The sequence below is a fragment of the Acinetobacter guillouiae CIP 63.46 genome, assembly GCF_000368145.1.
GTDB lineage: Bacteria > Pseudomonadota > Gammaproteobacteria > Pseudomonadales > Moraxellaceae > Acinetobacter > Acinetobacter guillouiae.
In genome coordinates, this window is record NZ_KB849284.1 from 152,810 (window position 1) to 169,928 (window position 17,119).

The following is a 17,119-nucleotide window of genomic DNA, read 5'->3' on the forward strand; positions in this document are numbered from 1 at the left end:
AGCCACGCTCTATTTTAATTCGAGGACTGAGGTAACTCAGTGACAAGTCGCAAAGAAACCGACAACTCATCTAGCTGGAAATGCGGTCTTAAGAAGACCACAGACTTGTAGTGCCCTGGCTCTGCAGGATTCTCTACAACTTTTACAGAAGCTTCACGCAATGGATACTGCGCTTTAGCTTCTTGTGAAGCACCATCATCAAGCAATACGTATTGTGATAGCCATTCATTTAAAAATGCTTCTACATTACCCGCTGAAGCAAAGCTTCCGACTTTATCTCGCATCATTGCTTTTAAATAATGTGCAATTCGTGAAACTGCCATGATGTATTGGATCTGGCTAGATAATGATGAGTTCGCATTTGCCGTATCACTGTCATACTTCTTCGGTTTTTGCGTAGACTGTGCACCAAAAAATGCTGCGTAATCTGTATTTTTACAATGAACAAGTGGAATAAAACCTAAGTCACTCAACTCTTTCTCACGACGGTCAGTGATCGCAATTTCAGTTGGGCACTTAAATACAACTTCACCATCATTGGTTTTGAAAGTATGTACTGGTAAGCCTTCGACCATACCACCACCTTCAACTCCGCGAATCGCAGCACACCAACCATGGAGGTCAAATGCATTGGTCAAACGAGTACCAAACGCATAAGCTGCATTCATCCACAAATATTCATCATGGTTTTGCCCTGAAACTTCTTCCACAAAGTTAAAGCCTTCAGTCGCCCAACCTTCTTTTGGATCATAAGGCAAACGGCCTAAAACGCGTGGCATTGTCAACGCAACATAACGAGCGTCGTCGCTTTCACGGAAAGAACGCCACTGTACATATTCTGCTGTTTCAAATACTTTTGAAACGTCACGAGGACGATCAATATCTGTAAATGATTCAAGGCCTAACATATTACTGCTTGCTGCCGAAATAAACGGAGCATGTGCCGCTGCTGCAACATGTGAAATCTGTTCTAACAGATACATGTCTGAAGGAGTACGGTCAAACTCAAAGTCACCGATCAATGTTGCATAAGGTGCACCACCGAATGAACCGTATTCTTCTTCATAAACTTTTTTAAACAAAGTACTTTGATCGAAATCTGTCGCACCTTGGAAATCTTTGACCAATTCTTTTTTCGTTGTGTTTAACATACGAATTTTGATCAATGGATTTGAAGGTGACTCCTGACAGAAGTAATACAAACCACGCCAAGTCGATTCAATTTTCTGAAACTGCTCATTGTGCATGATTTTACTGAGCTGCTTTGAAATCAACGCATCTATTTCAGCAATACGCTTATCAATCGATAAAGACATATTTTCTGAAACAGTGATTGTTCCTGCCATCACTTCTTTGGCTAATTCACCAATCAAGCTTTTCGCACGGTCATGCTCTTCGTCATTACGTGCAATTCGGCTACGCTCCACGATAGAATCAAGTAAACTTACTTCTTCTACGTCTGCATCTTGCACAGTATTGGTTTGTAAATTACTCATTTTCAGGACCCGCCTCAGCGCTTAATTTACGAATCTGATCAGTATTTTGTAAGACTTCATCAAGTAAATCTTCCAAACGCTCACTATTTGAAATCTTATTTCTCAAATCCGTTAAGCGTTCACGAGCTTCAACTAATTTTCTCAATGGTTCTACTTGTTGTACCACTTGTTCTGGTCTGAAATCTTCCATCGATTTAAAGGTTAAGTCGACCGACATACGCCCACCCTCTTCAGTCAGCGTATTTTCAACTTGATATGCGGCACGTGGAGACAACGACTCCATCACTTCATCAATGTTTTCTAAGTCGACATTGATGAATTTTTTATCTTTTAATTTGGTTTTTTCTAACTCAGAAGCAGCAGAAAAGTCACCTAAAACACCGACAACAAAAGGTAACTCTTTAATTTCTTTACCATCACCGACTTCAACATCATAAGTCAGTTGAACACGTGGTGGTCGGATTCGCTGTAATTTCTTCTGTACACTTTCACGTTTTGACATTTTTGTTATCCATTAATTTGGGCAATAAATTATGTTGGGAAGTTCGGTCTTGGTGCTGATGACGTAGACTTCGGTTTCGCTGGCGTCGCAGTAGGCTTTGTCGCTGGTTTTGCAGCAGGCGTTGAGCGTGTTGGTGTAGCACGGTTCTTCTGAGGGCGACTTACCTTCTGTGGACGAGCACGCTCTACAACTGGGGCACTTTCCTGATTTTTTTCAACCAAAACTGCTGCTGGCATTGCTTGTCTAACTGCGTCAGTAAAACTTTTCGCAACAGGATAGGTTTTATCCTCAGTCAAATATCTCATTTCACGTGTGCGCATTTTATTCAATGCGTCAGAAGCTAAGCCAATTCCTGCAAGGAATTTGACATCCGTTAATTCATTGCTTTGGATGTTTTGCGTTTCTAAATAATTGACAATTTGGATGGCTTTATCATTTTTTCCAATTTGCTGAAACTTCTCTGCCGCTGAGACCAACAGTTTGTTTTTATTGTCTTTATTTTTCTTATCACACAATTGTGAATAGACCGCCAACAACTCAGGATTGGTTTCTCCCTCGACCATTGGGTAATCTTTTATACAGGATCTTTTTAGTTTGATTTCATCATCCGCGTAGACAAATGTAGTCGCCAATGATGCGCCAAGAACTAAAATATATGGAATAAAATTCTTCAAAATCCAACCTCAATATTTACTTGATTCAGTTATTCAATAGATTTACTTTTGATGTTTTATAAATATGTATAATTAAGCAATTTCGTTAAAGACTTAAAAATAAGACTAAAAAAACGTACCCTCGTCAAGTTAAATTTCGTATCAATATTTTAACCGTTTGATAAAAATGACTTTTTTAATTGGTTGCATAATATACATAATATCCTGTCTTCACAAAAGTTTTTTTTTATGTAAAATATTTCCAGTGATTTTTAAAAAATTATTAAATATTTGATTTCAATATACTAATTTTAATGCCAAATTTATAGGCTAGAAAATTTAGAATTTATTTGCCTAGAAATAAAGTTTTTTGAGAGAGACAGAAAATGACAGATCTAAAAGTTTTGATTAAAAAGTTATCAGCATCTTCACGTACATCTTTAGAACAATCCGCCAACTTATGTGTAAACCATCAAAATTTTGAAATCGAAATCGAACATTTTTTTGTCAAATTATTAGAACAACAATCCAATGATCTTGAACTTCTACTTAATAAATACAAAATTTCAAAAGATGCACTTTTAACGGATTTATTAGAGTGTATTTCTCAACTTCCTAAAGGAAATACCCGTACACCTATTTTTTCCAAATCAATTGTTAGACTTCTTGAACAAGCTTGGTTACTTGCTTCGGCTGAACCAGACCCAGTGATCCGAAGCGGTCATTTATTAATTGCACTTTTAACAGCATCTGATCTTTACCAAATTGCTATTCGAGCATCGAGCTTATTTGATCTGTTTCCAATCGATACGATGAAGCATAAATTTTTGGAAATTTGTGTAAACAGCGCCGAAAATATTCCAACAAATTCTCAAGAACAAGAAGCTGAACTTAAGAATCAGCCAACAGACAATTCCGCTTCGAGCAAAAAGACACCTGCATTAGATCAGTTCACCATTAATTTGACTGAAAAAGCCCAAAAAGGTGGGATTGATCCAGTCATTGGTCGTGAATATGAAATCCGTTTAATGCTTGATATCTTGATGCGTCGTCGTCAAAACAACCCTATTTTAACGGGTGAACCTGGTGTGGGAAAAACGGCTGTTGTAGAAGGTCTGGCATTAAAAATTTCACAGAACCAAGTGCCCGATGCGTTAAAAAATGTCCAATTACACTCTTTGGATATGGGCCTGTTACAAGCGGGTGCAAGTGTTAAAGGTGAGTTTGAAAACCGCTTAAAACAAGTGATTCAAGAAGTACAACAGTCTTCTCATCCAATTATTTTGTTTATTGATGAAGCTCACACCATGATTGGTGCGGGCGGCCAAGCTGGGCAAAATGATGCTGCGAACTTATTAAAACCTGCACTTGCGCGCGGTGAATTACGCACAATTGCAGCAACAACTTGGGCTGAATACAAACAATATTTTGAAAAAGATGCTGCTTTAAGTCGTCGTTTCCAAGTGGTCAAAGTAGAAGAACCGACTGAAGAAGTCGCGATCGATATGCTACGTGCCATGATTCCAGTGATGGCCAATCACTTTAATTTACGCATTGATGATGAAGCGATTATCACCGCTGTTCATTCTTCACATCGTTATATTAGTGGCCGCCAACTCCCAGATAAAGCCATTAGTGTGCTTGACACCGCTGCGGCTCGTGTTGCGCTAACCCAAAATGCTCAACCGGTCAAACTCGATCAACTTAAAGCACAACAACATAATTTAAATCTTGAATTCAATATTATTGAAAATGAACACCGTCACCAGCCAATTCATGAAGAACGTTTAGCTCAATTAACATCATCATTGGAATTGCTTGATCAAGAAATTCAGCAAACAGAACAACAATGGCAAGCTGAATTGGCACTGATTCAAAAAATCCAAACATTAGAAACTGCTGAACAGGCTGATTCCAACAAAGATGAGATTCTCAGTACACGTACGCAGCTATCTGAGCTACAAGGTCAGCAACCACTGGTCTTTGAACGTGTAAATGCCCAAATTATTAATGAAATTATTTCAGACTGGACGGGTATTCCTGTTGGTAAAATGGTCAATGATGAAATTAAGCAAATTCTCAGTCTGGAAGAAAAACTTGAAAAACGTGTGATGGGACAAGATTATGCCCTACATCAGTTGGTTCAAGGTATTAAAACATCAAAAGCACGTTTAGAAGACCCAAATAAACCACAGGGTGTTTTCATGCTTGTCGGTCCAAGTGGTGTGGGTAAAACAGAAACTGCCTTAGCACTTGCCAATGAACTTTATGGTGGTGAGTCACATTTAATCACCATCAATATGTCTGAATACCAAGAGGCGCATACGGTTTCTTCGCTTAAAGGTGCGCCTCCAGGATATGTCGGGTATGGTCAAGGCGGTGTTTTGACTGAAGCCGTTCGACGTAATCCGTATAGCGTTGTGTTATTAGACGAGATTGAAAAAGCACACAGCGATGTCCAAGAACTGTTCTACCAAGTTTTTGACAAAGGTACGCTCGAAGATGGTGAAGGTCGTGTGATTGATTTTAAAAACACCACGATATTACTGACGTCAAACACGGGCTCAAATGCCATCATGCAGGCATGCTTAAATCAACCTGTCGAAGAATGGCCAAGTGCTGAAGAGCTGACTGAACAACTCAAACCAAGCTTATACAAACAATTTAAGCCAGCATTCTTAGGCCGTATGCGAATTGTCCCTTACTTCCCATTACATGATGATCTATTAGTCAGAATTATTGAGCATAAACTAGGAAAAATTACAGCACGACTCGAAAAGCAGTATGAAACCAAAGTGACATATAGCGATGATTTAATCGAATTAATTCTAAGTCGTTGTACTGAAGTTGATAGTGGCGCACGTAATGTTGATAACATTTTAAATGCCTCAGTGTTACCTGCTTTGGCCACTGAAATATTGGTGGCTTTGGCTGAACAAAAAATACCAAAAGTCATTCATATTGATACTAAAGATGATGAAATCATTTACCTATTAGATCCACAAGCGAAGCCAGCAAAGAAAAAGTCGAGCAAAAAGTCAAAAGTTGTGGAAGCTTAAATATATACGAGTATAGAAAATGGATATAAATTTAGACGTCTTATTAGAGCCTATTTCTGATGCTCATCCGTGTGGAGAAGATTTATCTTTTTCCAATGAGTTTCACGAAATCAAAAAAGCACGTACCCATGATGATCCTTTATTAGACCAAGGTGATTGGATTTCTGAGCCAAAGCAAGCCGACTGGTCATTTGTTGCAGAAAAATCAATCCAATTACTCACGCAAAAAACCAAAGATATTCGTTTATTAACCTGGCTTACAGAAGCTTGGACAAACCTCTATGGCTTTGAAGGCTTAATTAAAGGACTGGAACTGAGTCACCGTGTTTTAGAACAGTTCTGGTTAAAGATTCATCCTGAAATTGAAGATGACGACTTAGATCAACGCTTAGGCTTACTGCAAGGTTTTACCACCCAATTACCGAGCTTGGTAAAGAATGTTCCGCTCATCAACATTCAACCGTTTTATTCACTTGCCCAATACGAAAAATTCTTACATCTACAGAATAATCGTCGTAAGCAAGCCGAAGATTCTGACAGTGTAGAAGCGTCCTTAGAATTAGATCAATTCAATCAGGCGCTATTCAACACCTCACGGACTTTTCAGTATCAAAATTATCAGCAATTTCAAGAAATTTTGCAGCATTGGAATATTATCAAACAAACATTAGATGCATTAATGGAGCTGGAAGCACCAAGTTTTGCGAGTATCGATTCACAGTTTGAAAATATTCAAATGAACCTGAAAAAAATCTATAAAGCAGACTCATTTGGAAACAACACCAATACAGCTGCAGTTGAAGATACCCCAGCTCAAATGACAATGCCAGTAACAGAAACAACGCATTCAGCTCCAATTCCACAAGCGCAAACATTTCAACCTCAACCACAAAGCCATTTACAAAACCGTGAACAGGCAATGCGGGTTTTACAAGAGATTGCCGATTACTTTCAAACCAATGAGCCGCATAGTCCTGTGAGTTATATGCTGCAAAAAACAATTAAATGGAGCCAAATGCCTTTACATGAATGGTTAACTCAAGTCATTAAAAATGATAATCCCCTTGATTCTATTCAAGAATTATTGGGCGTAAACCAAAATAATGAATCTTCTGAATGGTAATCATCTATGTTTAAAGCAGAAAAAGTTCTTTGGGGTGAAGGTTTATTTTTAAGACCACAACACTTCCAATTACAAGATACGTATCAAGAACAACGACTTAACCACACCATTCGTTCAACGATTCCTTATCCTTATGGAATTAAAAATCTTCGATTTGACGAAACACAACTGGGCACACATGTGCTTGCTTTAGAGCAAATCGATATGATTTGGCAGGATGGTGAAATTTACCAAGCGCCGGCCAAAGATCTGTTACCACAACCAATTTTATTGGATGAACTGAACTTGCGTGGGGAAATGTTAATCTACTTAGCATTGCCTATTTTACAACCGAATAAAAAGAACATCTCTGATGAACAGGATAAACAACCTGCTCGCTACCATTCATATTTGAATGAAACTCACGATCTTTTTACTGATGCATCCCCTGCTGAAATTACATTTCTTCGACGCCGAACTGAATTTAAACTTTTTGATGTTCAAGCAGATCCAAATCAAGATTTAGATGGTTTTTTATATCTTGCTATCGGAAAAATTCGACGTCATAGTTCAGGGAATTTTGAGATTGATTCAAAATATATTCCACCAATTTTACATATTCAGTCAAATGAAACCTTATTGGCAAATTTGAAGCGAACATTGAACGTTGTTCGTGCCAAAATTAAAATGATTCAAACCAATAATCGTGAAAATGAACAAAAGCTCATTGAATTTAGATCGGGTGATATTGTTTCATTCTGGTTGGTCAATGCACTAAATACTGCTCATGCGACCTTGAATCATCTGTTACAAAATCCGCAGATTCACCCTGAAAAACTATTTTTTGAACTTCTGCGTTTAACGGGTTCATTGCTGACATTCTCTACCGCATATGAAGTTGAACATTTGCCACAATATCAACATCATAACTTGCAAGATAGCTTTAGTCAGCTTGATAAAATTTTACGCGAATTGCTCGATACGATTATTTCAAGTCGTTATATCAGTATTGCGCTAAAAGAAATTCGCCCATCTTATTGGGTCGGAAGCTTAGAAACAGATAAAATCACCAAAGAATCAAGACTTTATATCGCTGTTTCTAGTAGCATGATGCAAACCCATGAACTGATTCAAATTGTCCCACTGCGTTTCAAAGTCGGGAATACTGTCGATGTTGAACAACGTGTTGTTGCGGCACTTCCTGCAATCCCAATTCATCATTTAGTCCAAATTCCAACTGCTATCCCGGTGCGTTCTGGTGTGAATTATTTTGAAATTGAACCACATCATGAAATGTATCAACGTATGCTTGATTCTGAAACCATCTGTATTTATGTCCCTGCAGGTTTCCCAGATATCAGTATTGAATTAATTGCAGTGATGAATGGTTAAGCGAGGAGTATGTCATGAGCCAGAATAATATTGCCCCCTCACTGTTTGATGATGGACAAATCGGTGGAGGTTCTTTACCGCAACAATCCAAAATCACACAAGCAACCAATTTAGTCGACCTTCTACATGACGGATTTTATATTGTTTTCTTATTGAAGAATCAGTATGTGCCAGAAAATGCAAACGGCTTTAAAGACAAAATTTTAGACTTGTTAAATCGTTTTGAACATCAAGCAAAAAAACTGCAGTTTTCTCCTGAAGATATCCATGATGCAAAATATGCATATTGTGCCCTAATTGATGAAACCATTGTTACTCAACAAGATCCATCATTCTTTAACCTGCAAAATCATTGGTTAATCAGTCCACTTCAATTAACTTTATTTGGTTCACAACTTGCAGGTTATCGATTCTTTGAGTTTCTCGAACTGATTCGTGCTCGTGGTAAAGAAAGATTGGCTTCACTCGAAGTTTTTCACTATTGCTTATTGCTTGGTTTCCAAGGTAAGTATCGTATTGAATCGATTGAAAGTTTAAATCATCTTGTGGCACGAGTCGGTGATGAAATCGATTATTTAAAAGGCAAAAAGACTGCCTTTTCTCCTTTTGCGGCTTTACCAGATCAAATCAAAAATATTATTCATAAAGAATTACCCTTTGTTTGGATTTTAATTTTCCTGTTGTTATTTGCTGTACTGGCTTTCGCTGGCCTAAAATTCATGTTGAATAAGACGGAAAATGCTTCTATTGCGAAATTTAATAATGTGATTTCTGCACCTGCTGAACAAGCACATATCACTATTCAATTGCCTTGACAGGTTGAATTATGACACAAGAAAAACAAACATCTATTCGTATATTACAAAGTAAACCCGCTAAAAAAACATTGGGGAAATCATTTGTTTTTCTACTTGGTTTAATTGCTGGGATGGTTATTTCTGCTATTTTCTTTTTTGTTTTTATCAATATGAACCCAACAGAAAGTGCCAGTACCAATACAGATTCGGTTGCAACACAAGAACCTGAGCTACGTGACGTGCATGCTGAAGAAGCAGCAACCAATCATCATGATGAAAATGCTGGTGCATATAAGCAGCATATCAATGAAAAAGATTTCAATCAGATTTTTAAACATGAAAATAAGGTTGCTGCTCAGAAAAACCCAAATCCGAATGCCTCACCGTTTGAACAAATGCTAAAACCGGAGGCGAAACCAGCAGTGCCACCGCCAGCTGCAACCAGACCACAAGCTGCAATAACCGCAAAACCAGTACCAAAAGCTAAAGTAGAAGCAAAGCCAGAAGTTGCTGCTAAACCTACTGAAAAAGAAGCCGCACCTAAAAAAGAGGAAGCGCAAGAAGCTTCCCCTGAAGGTACAGTGAAAATGACGATAGACCGTAAAGTCATAGAAAACAAACCATGATTTTGTTTGTTGTCATTTGCTTTATCTTTTTGGTGCTTGGTCTAACTTTTCTGATGTCTTATGAAATTAGACATAAAACCTTAGACTACCTTAAAGCACTTTTACCGCAAGGTAAGAGAAAGCTGGCTTCTGCAAAGCACTTTGCAGAACAAATGAATCAAGCAGCCTCAGCCAATCAGACCCAAACCCATTGGCATTTACAGCAATGGTGGATTTTGATTGCGGGTTTCTTTTTACTTTCCAGCATTCTTGTTTTTGCATTTACACGACCAATTGATCCGACAAAGGTTGAAGCAGAATATTTAAGAAAAACTGACCCACAAATTTATGCACTATTAAATGGTGAAGTTTTAACCCCTCCTCCTGCAGTGGATGAAAGCTTAATTGATGCTGCGATTGTTCAAGCACAAATATTAGAAAGAGACAACCCTGTTCCAAATCATCAATTCCCGAGTGTAAATCCATCAGCTATTGATAATGAAGGGGTTGGAGATCAACGTAGCAGCTTCGATACAGCAATGGTTGACCGTAAATGGGACAAAATGCATCCAAGTTATAAGCAGCGTTTACTGATGGTCTTTAAAATCATGAAAGAGCGCCATGGTTATGAAATGGTGCTTTTAGAAGGTTATCGTAGTCCAGAGCGTCAAACTCGTTTATCTGGCAATACAGCCACGACTTTAGCCAAAGCCTATCAAAGTTATCATCAATTTGGTTTAGCAGCCGATGTTGCCTTTAAACGAGATGGTAAAGTTGTTATTTCTGAACGAGATCCTTGGGCATGGAAAGGTTATCAATTGTATGGGGTTGTTGCTGAATCTGTAGGTTTAACATGGGGTGGACGTTGGACACGCATTCACGACTATGGTCATACTGAGTTCCGTATGCCAGGACTGCGTAAAAACCGTGAATCTGCTGAACGCTTGATTGCTGAAGCACAAGGCAAAGGACTTATGGCAAATAATATTGATGTAAATTAATAGCCATGTTGTCTGTGTAGGAAAATGCTTACAGCAATCACAGCGATTGTCATCTATACGATCAAAGCACAGTCTTATATTCTATAGTTATAGGGAACAGGAAGTTTCCCAGACATAAAACAACAATAAAGCGTCTGAGCATCAGGAACGTGAGATTCGACAGGAGTCAGATCTAACACACCAATACGAAGAAAACCCCATCAGGATGATGGGGTTTTCTTTTTATATCTATAGAATATCTGATTCACATCATATTGTTTGAGAATCTATAAACCCTTTAAATACGTAATAATCTGTTGATTTTCAGCCATTTCTGCGAGCTCTAATGCGGTAAATTGGCTTTTATAGTCTTTGTTTGCGCCTTTAGAAATCAATAATTTAACGATATCTAAATGATCATTTTCCGCCGCAGCTTGTAGCGCACTATAGCCTTCATCATCAGTTTGATTGACATCAACACCTTGTGATAATAGTTGTTCGACCTGTTCAAACTCTCCTAAAGATGCAGCATATACCAGTTCAGGAAGATGTAATTCTTCATCATTATTAGGAAGCGGTGAGAATGAGTTAAGTTTCATAAGAAATACCAAATTTTTGTTCAATTATTATTTAGCTAAAAATTTTAAAGGTCAACAGTTCATTATTCAATGAATTCAGTGATCAATTAGCTTAATATAACTAGATCTATTTCATTTCGCTAATAAACACCGCGCATAAAAAAACACCCCAATCTCGTTAAAGATCGGGGTGTTTTAGATTTAAAAGCTGGCGATGACTTACTCTCACATGGGTAACCCCACACTACCATCAGCGCTAAGAGGTTTCACTTCTGAGTTCGGGAAGGGATCAGGTGGTTCACTCTTGCTATTGTCGCCAGCAAACTGTTATGGACTTGTTCGGGTCTTATTTAAATGCCTTACTTCGTACCAAATGAGTTTAACAGAACATTTGAGTTGATTTTAACATAAAGCATAGCTTAATGTCTTGCGCTCGGACAAACATAATTAATGTTTGTTTATTCCTCGCTCATGTAACTAGCTTTATAACTAAATCAAGTATGTTTGATCTTTTATGAATCAAATGATGCTTCATATACAACTGCTTGGGTGTTGTATAGTCAAGCCTCACGAGCAATTAGTATTGGTCAGCTTCATGCGTCACCGCACTTCCACATCCAACCTATCAACGTCGTAGTCTTCAACGGCTCTTTAGAGGACATAAAGTCCTAGGGAAATCTTATCTTGAGGTAGGCTTCCCGCTTAGATGCTTTCAGCGGTTATCCCTTCCGAACATAGCTACCCGGCGATGCGACTGGCGTCACAACCGGTACACCAGAGGTTCGTCCACTCTGGTCCTCTCGTACTAGGAGCAGATCCTCTCAAATTTCCAACGCCCACGGTAGATAGGGACCGAACTGTCTCACGACGTTCTAAACCCAGCTCGCGTACCTCTTTAAATGGCGAACAGCCATACCCTTGGGACCTGCTTCAGCCCCAGGATGAGATGAGCCGACATCGAGGTGCCAAACACCGCCGTCGATATGAACTCTTGGGCGGTATCAGCCTGTTATCCCCAGAGTACCTTTTATCCGTTGAGCGATGGCCCTTCCATACAGAACCACCGGATCACTAAGACCTACTTTCGTACCTGCTCGACTTGTGGGTCTCGCAGTTAAGCGCGCTTTTGCCTTTATACTCTACGCGTGATTTCCGACCACGCTGAGCGCACCTTCGTACTCCTCCGTTACTCTTTAGGAGGAGACCGCCCCAGTCAAACTACCCACCAGACATGGTCCTCGTCCCGGATAACGGGACAGAGTTAGAACCTCAATATTACCAGGGTGGTATTTCAAGGATGGCTCCATAGCAACTGGCGTCACTACTTCAAAGCCTCCCACCTATCCTACACAAGTAAGATCAAAGTTCAATGTCAAGCTGCAGTAAAGGTTCACGGGGTCTTTCCGTCTAGCCGCGGGTACACCGCATCTTCACGGCGATTTCGATTTCACTGAGTCTCTGCTGGAGACAGCGCCCCCATCATTATGCCATTCGTGCAGGTCGGAACTTACCCGACAAGGAATTTCGCTACCTTAGGACCGTTATAGTTACGGCCGCCGTTTACTGGGGCTTCGATCAAGAGCTTCGCTTACGCTAACCCCATCAATTAACCTTCCAGCACCGGGCAGGCATCACACCCTATACGTCCACTTTCGTGTTTGCAGAGTGCTATGTTTTTAATAAACAGTTGCAGGGGCCTGGTTTCTGTGGCTGCCAATAGCTCAAGGAGCAAGTCCTATCACCGTCAGCAGCGTACCTTCTCCCGAAGTTACGGTACCATTTTGCCTAGTTCCTTCAGCAGAGTTCTCTCAAGCGCTTTGGTCTACTCGACCTGACCACCTGTGTCGGTTTAGGGTACGATTCCTGTGTAACTGAAGCTTAGAGACTTTTCCTGGAAGCATAGTATCAGCCACTTCGCTAGTAAACTAGCTTGCTATCAGCTCTCAGCATAGAGCACCCCGGATTTGCCTAAGATGCATGCCTACTGCCTTCCACCTGGACAACCAACGCCAGGCTGACTTAACTTTCTCCGTCCTCTCATCGCATTACACAGAAGTATTGGAATATTAACCAATTTCCCATCGACTACGCCTCTCGGCCTCGCCTTAGGGGTCGACTCACCCAGCCCCGATTAACGTTGGACTGGAACCCTTGGTCTTTCAGCGTGCGGGTTTTTCACTCGTATTGTCGTTACTCACGTCAGCATTCGCACTTCTGATACCTCCAGCATACTTCTCAATACACCTTCATCGGCTTACAGAACGCTCCCCTACCACGTATACATAGTATACATCCGCAGCTTCGGCATATAGTTTTAGCCCCGTTACATCTTCCGCGCAGGCCGACTCGACTAGTGAGCTATTACGCTTTCTTTAAAGGGTGGCTGCTTCTAAGCCAACCTCCTAGCTGTCTATGCCTTCCCACATCGTTTCCCACTTAACTATAATTTGGGGGCCTTAGCTGGCGGTCTGGATTGTTTTCCTCTTGACTACGGACGTTAGCACCCGCAGTCTGTCTCCCGGATAGTACTCATAGGTATTCGGAGTTTGCATCGGTTTGGTAAGTCGGGATGACCCCCTAGCCGAAACAGTGCTCTACCCCCTATGGTATTCGTCCGAGGCGCTACCTAAATAGCTTTCGGGGAGAACCAGCTATCACCGAGTTTGATTAGCCTTTCACCCCTATCCACAAGTCATCCCCTGGCTTTTCAACGACAGTGGGTTCGGTCCTCCAGTTAGTGTTACCCAACCTTCAACCTGCTCATGGATAGATCACCCGGTTTCGGGTCTATACCCAGCAACTAAACGCCCTATTAAGACTCGATTTCTCTACGGCTCCCCTATACGGTTAACCTTGCTACTGAATATAAGTCGCTGACCCATTATACAAAAGGTACGCAGTCACCAAACAAGTTGGCTCCCACTGCTTGTATGCATGCGGTTTCAGGATCTATTTCACTCCCCTCACAGGGGTTCTTTTCGCCTTTCCCTCACGGTACTGGTTCACTATCGGTCAGTCAGGAGTATTTAGCCTTGGAGGATGGTCCCCCCATATTCAGACAAGGTTTCACGTGCCTCGCCCTACTCGTCATCATTATATGTGCCCTTTCGTGTACGGGACTATCACCCTCTACGGTAGCACTTCCCAGAGCTTTCCGCTAAAACACATATAACTTAATGGGCTGATCCCCGTTCGCTCGCCGCTACTGAGGGAATCTCAATTGATTTCTTTTCCTAAGGGTACTGAGATGTTTCACTTCCCCTCGTTCGCCTCGCATGACTATGTATTCATCATGCGATACCTACCTTATGGTAAGTGGGTTTCCCCATTCAGAAATCTCCGGATCACAGGATATTTGCCGCCTCCCCGAAGCTTATCGCAGGCTATTACGTCTTTCATCGCCTCTGACTGCCAAGGCATCCACCACATGCACTTAATTACTTGACTATACAACCCCAAACAGTCGTTAATCCCTACAAGGAGGATCAACAATGTGAACTTAATCACTTCTATTTGTTGCCTGTGAACTTAATCACTATACAGCTTCAATTTAATTCATATACCAAAACGCTTGATTCAGTTTTATCGCTAGTGCTCATTTCATTCAACATTAACAATTACTTGCTAATATCAACTAAAACGAGTTTAAACAATTATTTCAACTCAAATATATTCTGTTAATGATTCACTACCGCCTCGTCAGCGAGTAGTTAACTGTGATAAATCACAGAACTTAATAAGCTATCTGCTTACTAAGTTCTGTAATCACTTAGTCTTTAATTAGTGGTGGAGACTAACGGAGTCGAACCGTTGACCTCCTGCGTGCAAAGCAGGCGCTCTACCAACTAAGCTAAGTCCCCAGCTTAAGATCTTAATATATCTGCTCTTCTGTGTTCAGTAGACTTGGTGGGTCTGACAAGACTTGAACTTGTGACCCCACGCTTATCAAGCGTGTGCTCTAACCAACTGAGCTACAGACCCTCAGATACATCAATGAAGAACAACTTGTTGTGGATTCTTACCAATCGTCAATCTTTCGTTAAGGAGGTGATCCAGCCGCAGGTTCCCCTACGGCTACCTTGTTACGACTTCACCCCAGTCATCGGCCACACCGTGGTAAGCGTCCTCCTTACGGTTAGACTACCTACTTCTGGTGCAACAAACTCCCATGGTGTGACGGGCGGTGTGTACAAGGCCCGGGAACGTATTCACCGCGGCATTCTGATCCGCGATTACTAGCGATTCCGACTTCATGGAGTCGAGTTGCAGACTCCAATCCGGACTACGATCGGCTTTTTGAGATTAGCATCCTATCGCTAGGTAGCAACCCTTTGTACCGACCATTGTAGCACGTGTGTAGCCCTGGTCGTAAGGGCCATGATGACTTGACGTCGTCCCCGCCTTCCTCCAGTTTGTCACTGGCAGTATCCTTAAAGTTCCCACCCGAAGTGCTGGCAAATAAGGAAAAGGGTTGCGCTCGTTGCGGGACTTAACCCAACATCTCACGACACGAGCTGACGACAGCCATGCAGCACCTGTATGTAAGTTCCCGAAGGCACCAATCCATCTCTGGAAAGTTCTTACTATGTCAAGACCAGGTAAGGTTCTTCGCGTTGCATCGAATTAAACCACATGCTCCACCGCTTGTGCGGGCCCCCGTCAATTCATTTGAGTTTTAGTCTTGCGACCGTACTCCCCAGGCGGTCTACTTATCGCGTTAGCTGCGCCACTAAAGCCTCAAAGGCCCCAACGGCTAGTAGACATCGTTTACGGCATGGACTACCAGGGTATCTAATCCTGTTTGCTCCCCATGCTTTCGTACCTCAGCGTCAGTATTAGGCCAGATGGCTGCCTTCGCCATCGGTATTCCTCCAGATCTCTACGCATTTCACCGCTACACCTGGAATTCTACCATCCTCTCCCATACTCTAGCTTCCCAGTATCGAATGCAATTCCCAAGTTAAGCTCGGGGATTTCACATCCGACTTAAAAAGCCGCCTACGCACGCTTTACGCCCAGTAAATCCGATTAACGCTCGCACCCTCTGTATTACCGCGGCTGCTGGCACAGAGTTAGCCGGTGCTTATTCTGCGAGTAACGTCCACTCATCTTGGGTATTAACCAAGAGAGCCTCCTCCTCGCTTAAAGTGCTTTACAACCATAAGGCCTTCTTCACACACGCGGCATGGCTGGATCAGGGTTCCCCCCATTGTCCAATATTCCCCACTGCTGCCTCCCGTAGGAGTCTGGGCCGTGTCTCAGTCCCAGTGTGGCGGATCATCCTCTCAGACCCGCTACAGATCGTCGCCTTGGTAGGCCTTTACCCCACCAACTAGCTAATCCGACTTAGGCTCATCTATTAACGCAAGGTCACAAGTGATCCCCTGCTTTCCCCCGTAGGGCGTATGCGGTATTAGCATCCCTTTCGAGATGTTGTCCCCCATTAATAGGCAGATTCCTAAGTATTACTCACCCGTCCGCCGCTAGGTCAATTACCGAAGCAATCTCCCCCGCTCGACTTGCATGTGTTAAGCCTGCCGCCAGCGTTCAATCTGAGCCATGATCAAACTCTTCAGTTAAAAATCATTAGTGACTTAAGGTCACAATTCTGGCTCATCAATGTACTGACAAATTCTCTCAAATAAACTTCGAGTAATTTAAACCAATCAATCAATGATAATATTTCGATCAATCAATCAGTAAAAATCCACACAAGTTGTTCTTCATATTCTCTTAATGATCTTCTCAATGCTTCGTCAGCATCAAGCTAGGTCGGCTATACTACTCTCTATCTCTAAAAAGTCAATCAATAATGTTAATTATTTTTTCTAACAAACCCAACCCTAACCTCATCTTAAAATCTCAATTCGAAATCTTAACAACTTAATCAAGTGCCTGATTTATCAGAAGTTTTATTTAACATCACCGCCGATGGATGTGCATTCTACAGCATTC

Annotated in this window: 10 protein-coding genes, 2 tRNA genes and 3 rRNA genes; 6 read left to right on the forward strand and 9 right to left on the reverse strand. The window is 41.3% G+C overall.

Translation table 11 applies throughout. The features are described 5' to 3' along the window. Positions 1 to 14: 14 nt before the first annotated feature. Genes tssC through F981_RS16700 form a run of 3 tightly spaced genes read right to left on the reverse strand, consistent with a single transcriptional unit; the run spans position 15 to position 2,672 of the window. The gene (tssC, locus tag F981_RS16690; protein ID WP_004723559.1) at positions 15 to 1,496 is read right to left on the reverse strand and encodes a type VI secretion system contractile sheath large subunit; all 1,482 of its coding nucleotides are present in this window, start codon (positions 1,494 to 1,496) and stop codon (positions 15 to 17) included. Next, positions 1,489 to 1,998 (reverse strand): type VI secretion system contractile sheath small subunit, encoded by a 510-nt coding sequence (gene tssB, locus F981_RS16695; RefSeq protein WP_004723560.1) that lies wholly within the window; start codon positions 1,996 to 1,998, stop codon positions 1,489 to 1,491. Before tssB ends, tssC begins: the two co-directional genes overlap by 8 nt. A 29-nt stretch (positions 1,999 to 2,027) precedes the next feature. Then, positions 2,028 to 2,672, reverse strand: a complete 645-nt coding sequence (locus tag F981_RS16700; RefSeq protein WP_004723561.1) for a hypothetical protein — start codon at positions 2,670 to 2,672, stop codon at positions 2,028 to 2,030. 365 nt (positions 2,673 to 3,037) lie between these two features. Between F981_RS16700 and tssH the strand changes: the two genes are divergently transcribed. From tssH to F981_RS16730, 6 genes are read left to right on the forward strand one after another with little or no spacing between them, the layout of a single operon-like run. Next, entirely contained in the window at positions 3,038 to 5,710 is a 2,673-nt protein-coding gene (gene tssH / locus F981_RS16705) for a type VI secretion system ATPase TssH (protein ID WP_004723562.1), read from the forward strand. Positions 5,711 to 5,729: 19 nt separating this feature from the next. After that, positions 5,730 to 6,833, forward strand: coding sequence for a type VI secretion system protein TssA (gene tssA / locus F981_RS16710; protein ID WP_004723563.1), 1,104 nt, complete (start codon positions 5,730 to 5,732; stop codon positions 6,831 to 6,833). 6 nt (positions 6,834 to 6,839) lie between these two features. Beyond that, positions 6,840 to 8,204, forward strand: a complete 1,365-nt coding sequence (tssK, locus tag F981_RS16715; protein WP_004723566.1) for a type VI secretion system baseplate subunit TssK — start codon at positions 6,840 to 6,842, stop codon at positions 8,202 to 8,204. A 14-nt stretch (positions 8,205 to 8,218) separates the two neighbouring features. Further along, positions 8,219 to 9,019: a type IVB secretion system protein IcmH/DotU gene (gene icmH, locus F981_RS16720; protein WP_004723567.1), complete on the forward strand. Its 801-nt coding sequence runs from the start codon at positions 8,219 to 8,221 to the stop codon at positions 9,017 to 9,019. Between the two features lie 11 nt (positions 9,020 to 9,030). Beyond that, the gene (locus tag F981_RS16725; protein WP_004723568.1) at positions 9,031 to 9,627 is read left to right on the forward strand and encodes a hypothetical protein; all 597 of its coding nucleotides are present in this window, start codon (positions 9,031 to 9,033) and stop codon (positions 9,625 to 9,627) included. Further along, the gene (locus F981_RS16730; RefSeq protein WP_004723569.1) at positions 9,624 to 10,607 is read left to right on the forward strand and encodes a M15 family metallopeptidase; all 984 of its coding nucleotides are present in this window, start codon (positions 9,624 to 9,626) and stop codon (positions 10,605 to 10,607) included. Before F981_RS16725 ends, F981_RS16730 begins: the two co-directional genes overlap by 4 nt. Before the next feature lie 266 nt (positions 10,608 to 10,873). Here the strand turns inward: F981_RS16730 and F981_RS16735 are convergent, their stop codons facing one another. The 6 genes from F981_RS16735 to F981_RS16760 all read right to left on the reverse strand — a co-directional run bounded on the left by F981_RS16735 (position 10,874) and on the right by F981_RS16760 (position 16,743). Continuing rightward, positions 10,874 to 11,185, reverse strand: coding sequence for an ankyrin repeat domain-containing protein (locus tag F981_RS16735; protein ID WP_004723570.1), 312 nt, complete (start codon positions 11,183 to 11,185; stop codon positions 10,874 to 10,876). Positions 11,186 to 11,370: 185 nt separating this feature from the next. Next, positions 11,371 to 11,485 (reverse strand): 5S ribosomal RNA (gene rrf, locus F981_RS16740). A 235-nt stretch (positions 11,486 to 11,720) separates the two neighbouring features. Further along, positions 11,721 to 14,611, reverse strand: a 23S ribosomal RNA gene (locus F981_RS16745). Between the two features lie 337 nt (positions 14,612 to 14,948). Then, positions 14,949 to 15,024 (reverse strand) — tRNA-Ala (locus F981_RS16750). A 44-nt stretch (positions 15,025 to 15,068) separates the two neighbouring features. Continuing rightward, positions 15,069 to 15,145 (reverse strand) — tRNA-Ile (locus F981_RS16755). Positions 15,146 to 15,204: 59 nt separating this feature from the next. Beyond that, positions 15,205 to 16,743, reverse strand: a 16S ribosomal RNA gene (locus tag F981_RS16760). The 16S, 23S and 5S rRNA genes sit together here with 2 tRNA genes alongside, the layout of an rRNA operon. Between the last annotated feature and the right edge of the window lie 376 nt (positions 16,744 to 17,119).

Coding starts and splice junctions, on each gene's coding strand:
- tssC (WP_004723559.1), bottom strand. CDS start 1,496: ATGAGTAATTTACAAACCAATACTGTGCAAGATGCAGACGTAGAAGAA.
- F981_RS16725 (WP_004723568.1), top strand. CDS start 9,031: ATGACACAAGAAAAACAAACATCTATTCGTATATTACAAAGTAAACCC.
- icmH (WP_004723567.1), top strand. CDS start 8,219: ATGAGCCAGAATAATATTGCCCCCTCACTGTTTGATGATGGACAAATC.
- tssB (WP_004723560.1), bottom strand. CDS start 1,998: ATGTCAAAACGTGAAAGTGTACAGAAGAAATTACAGCGAATCCGACCA.
- tssH (WP_004723562.1), top strand. CDS start 3,038: ATGACAGATCTAAAAGTTTTGATTAAAAAGTTATCAGCATCTTCACGT.
- tssA (WP_004723563.1), top strand. CDS start 5,730: ATGGATATAAATTTAGACGTCTTATTAGAGCCTATTTCTGATGCTCAT.
- F981_RS16730 (WP_004723569.1), top strand. CDS start 9,624: ATGATTTTGTTTGTTGTCATTTGCTTTATCTTTTTGGTGCTTGGTCTA.
- tssK (WP_004723566.1), top strand. CDS start 6,840: ATGTTTAAAGCAGAAAAAGTTCTTTGGGGTGAAGGTTTATTTTTAAGA.
- F981_RS16735 (WP_004723570.1), bottom strand. CDS start 11,185: ATGAAACTTAACTCATTCTCACCGCTTCCTAATAATGATGAAGAATTA.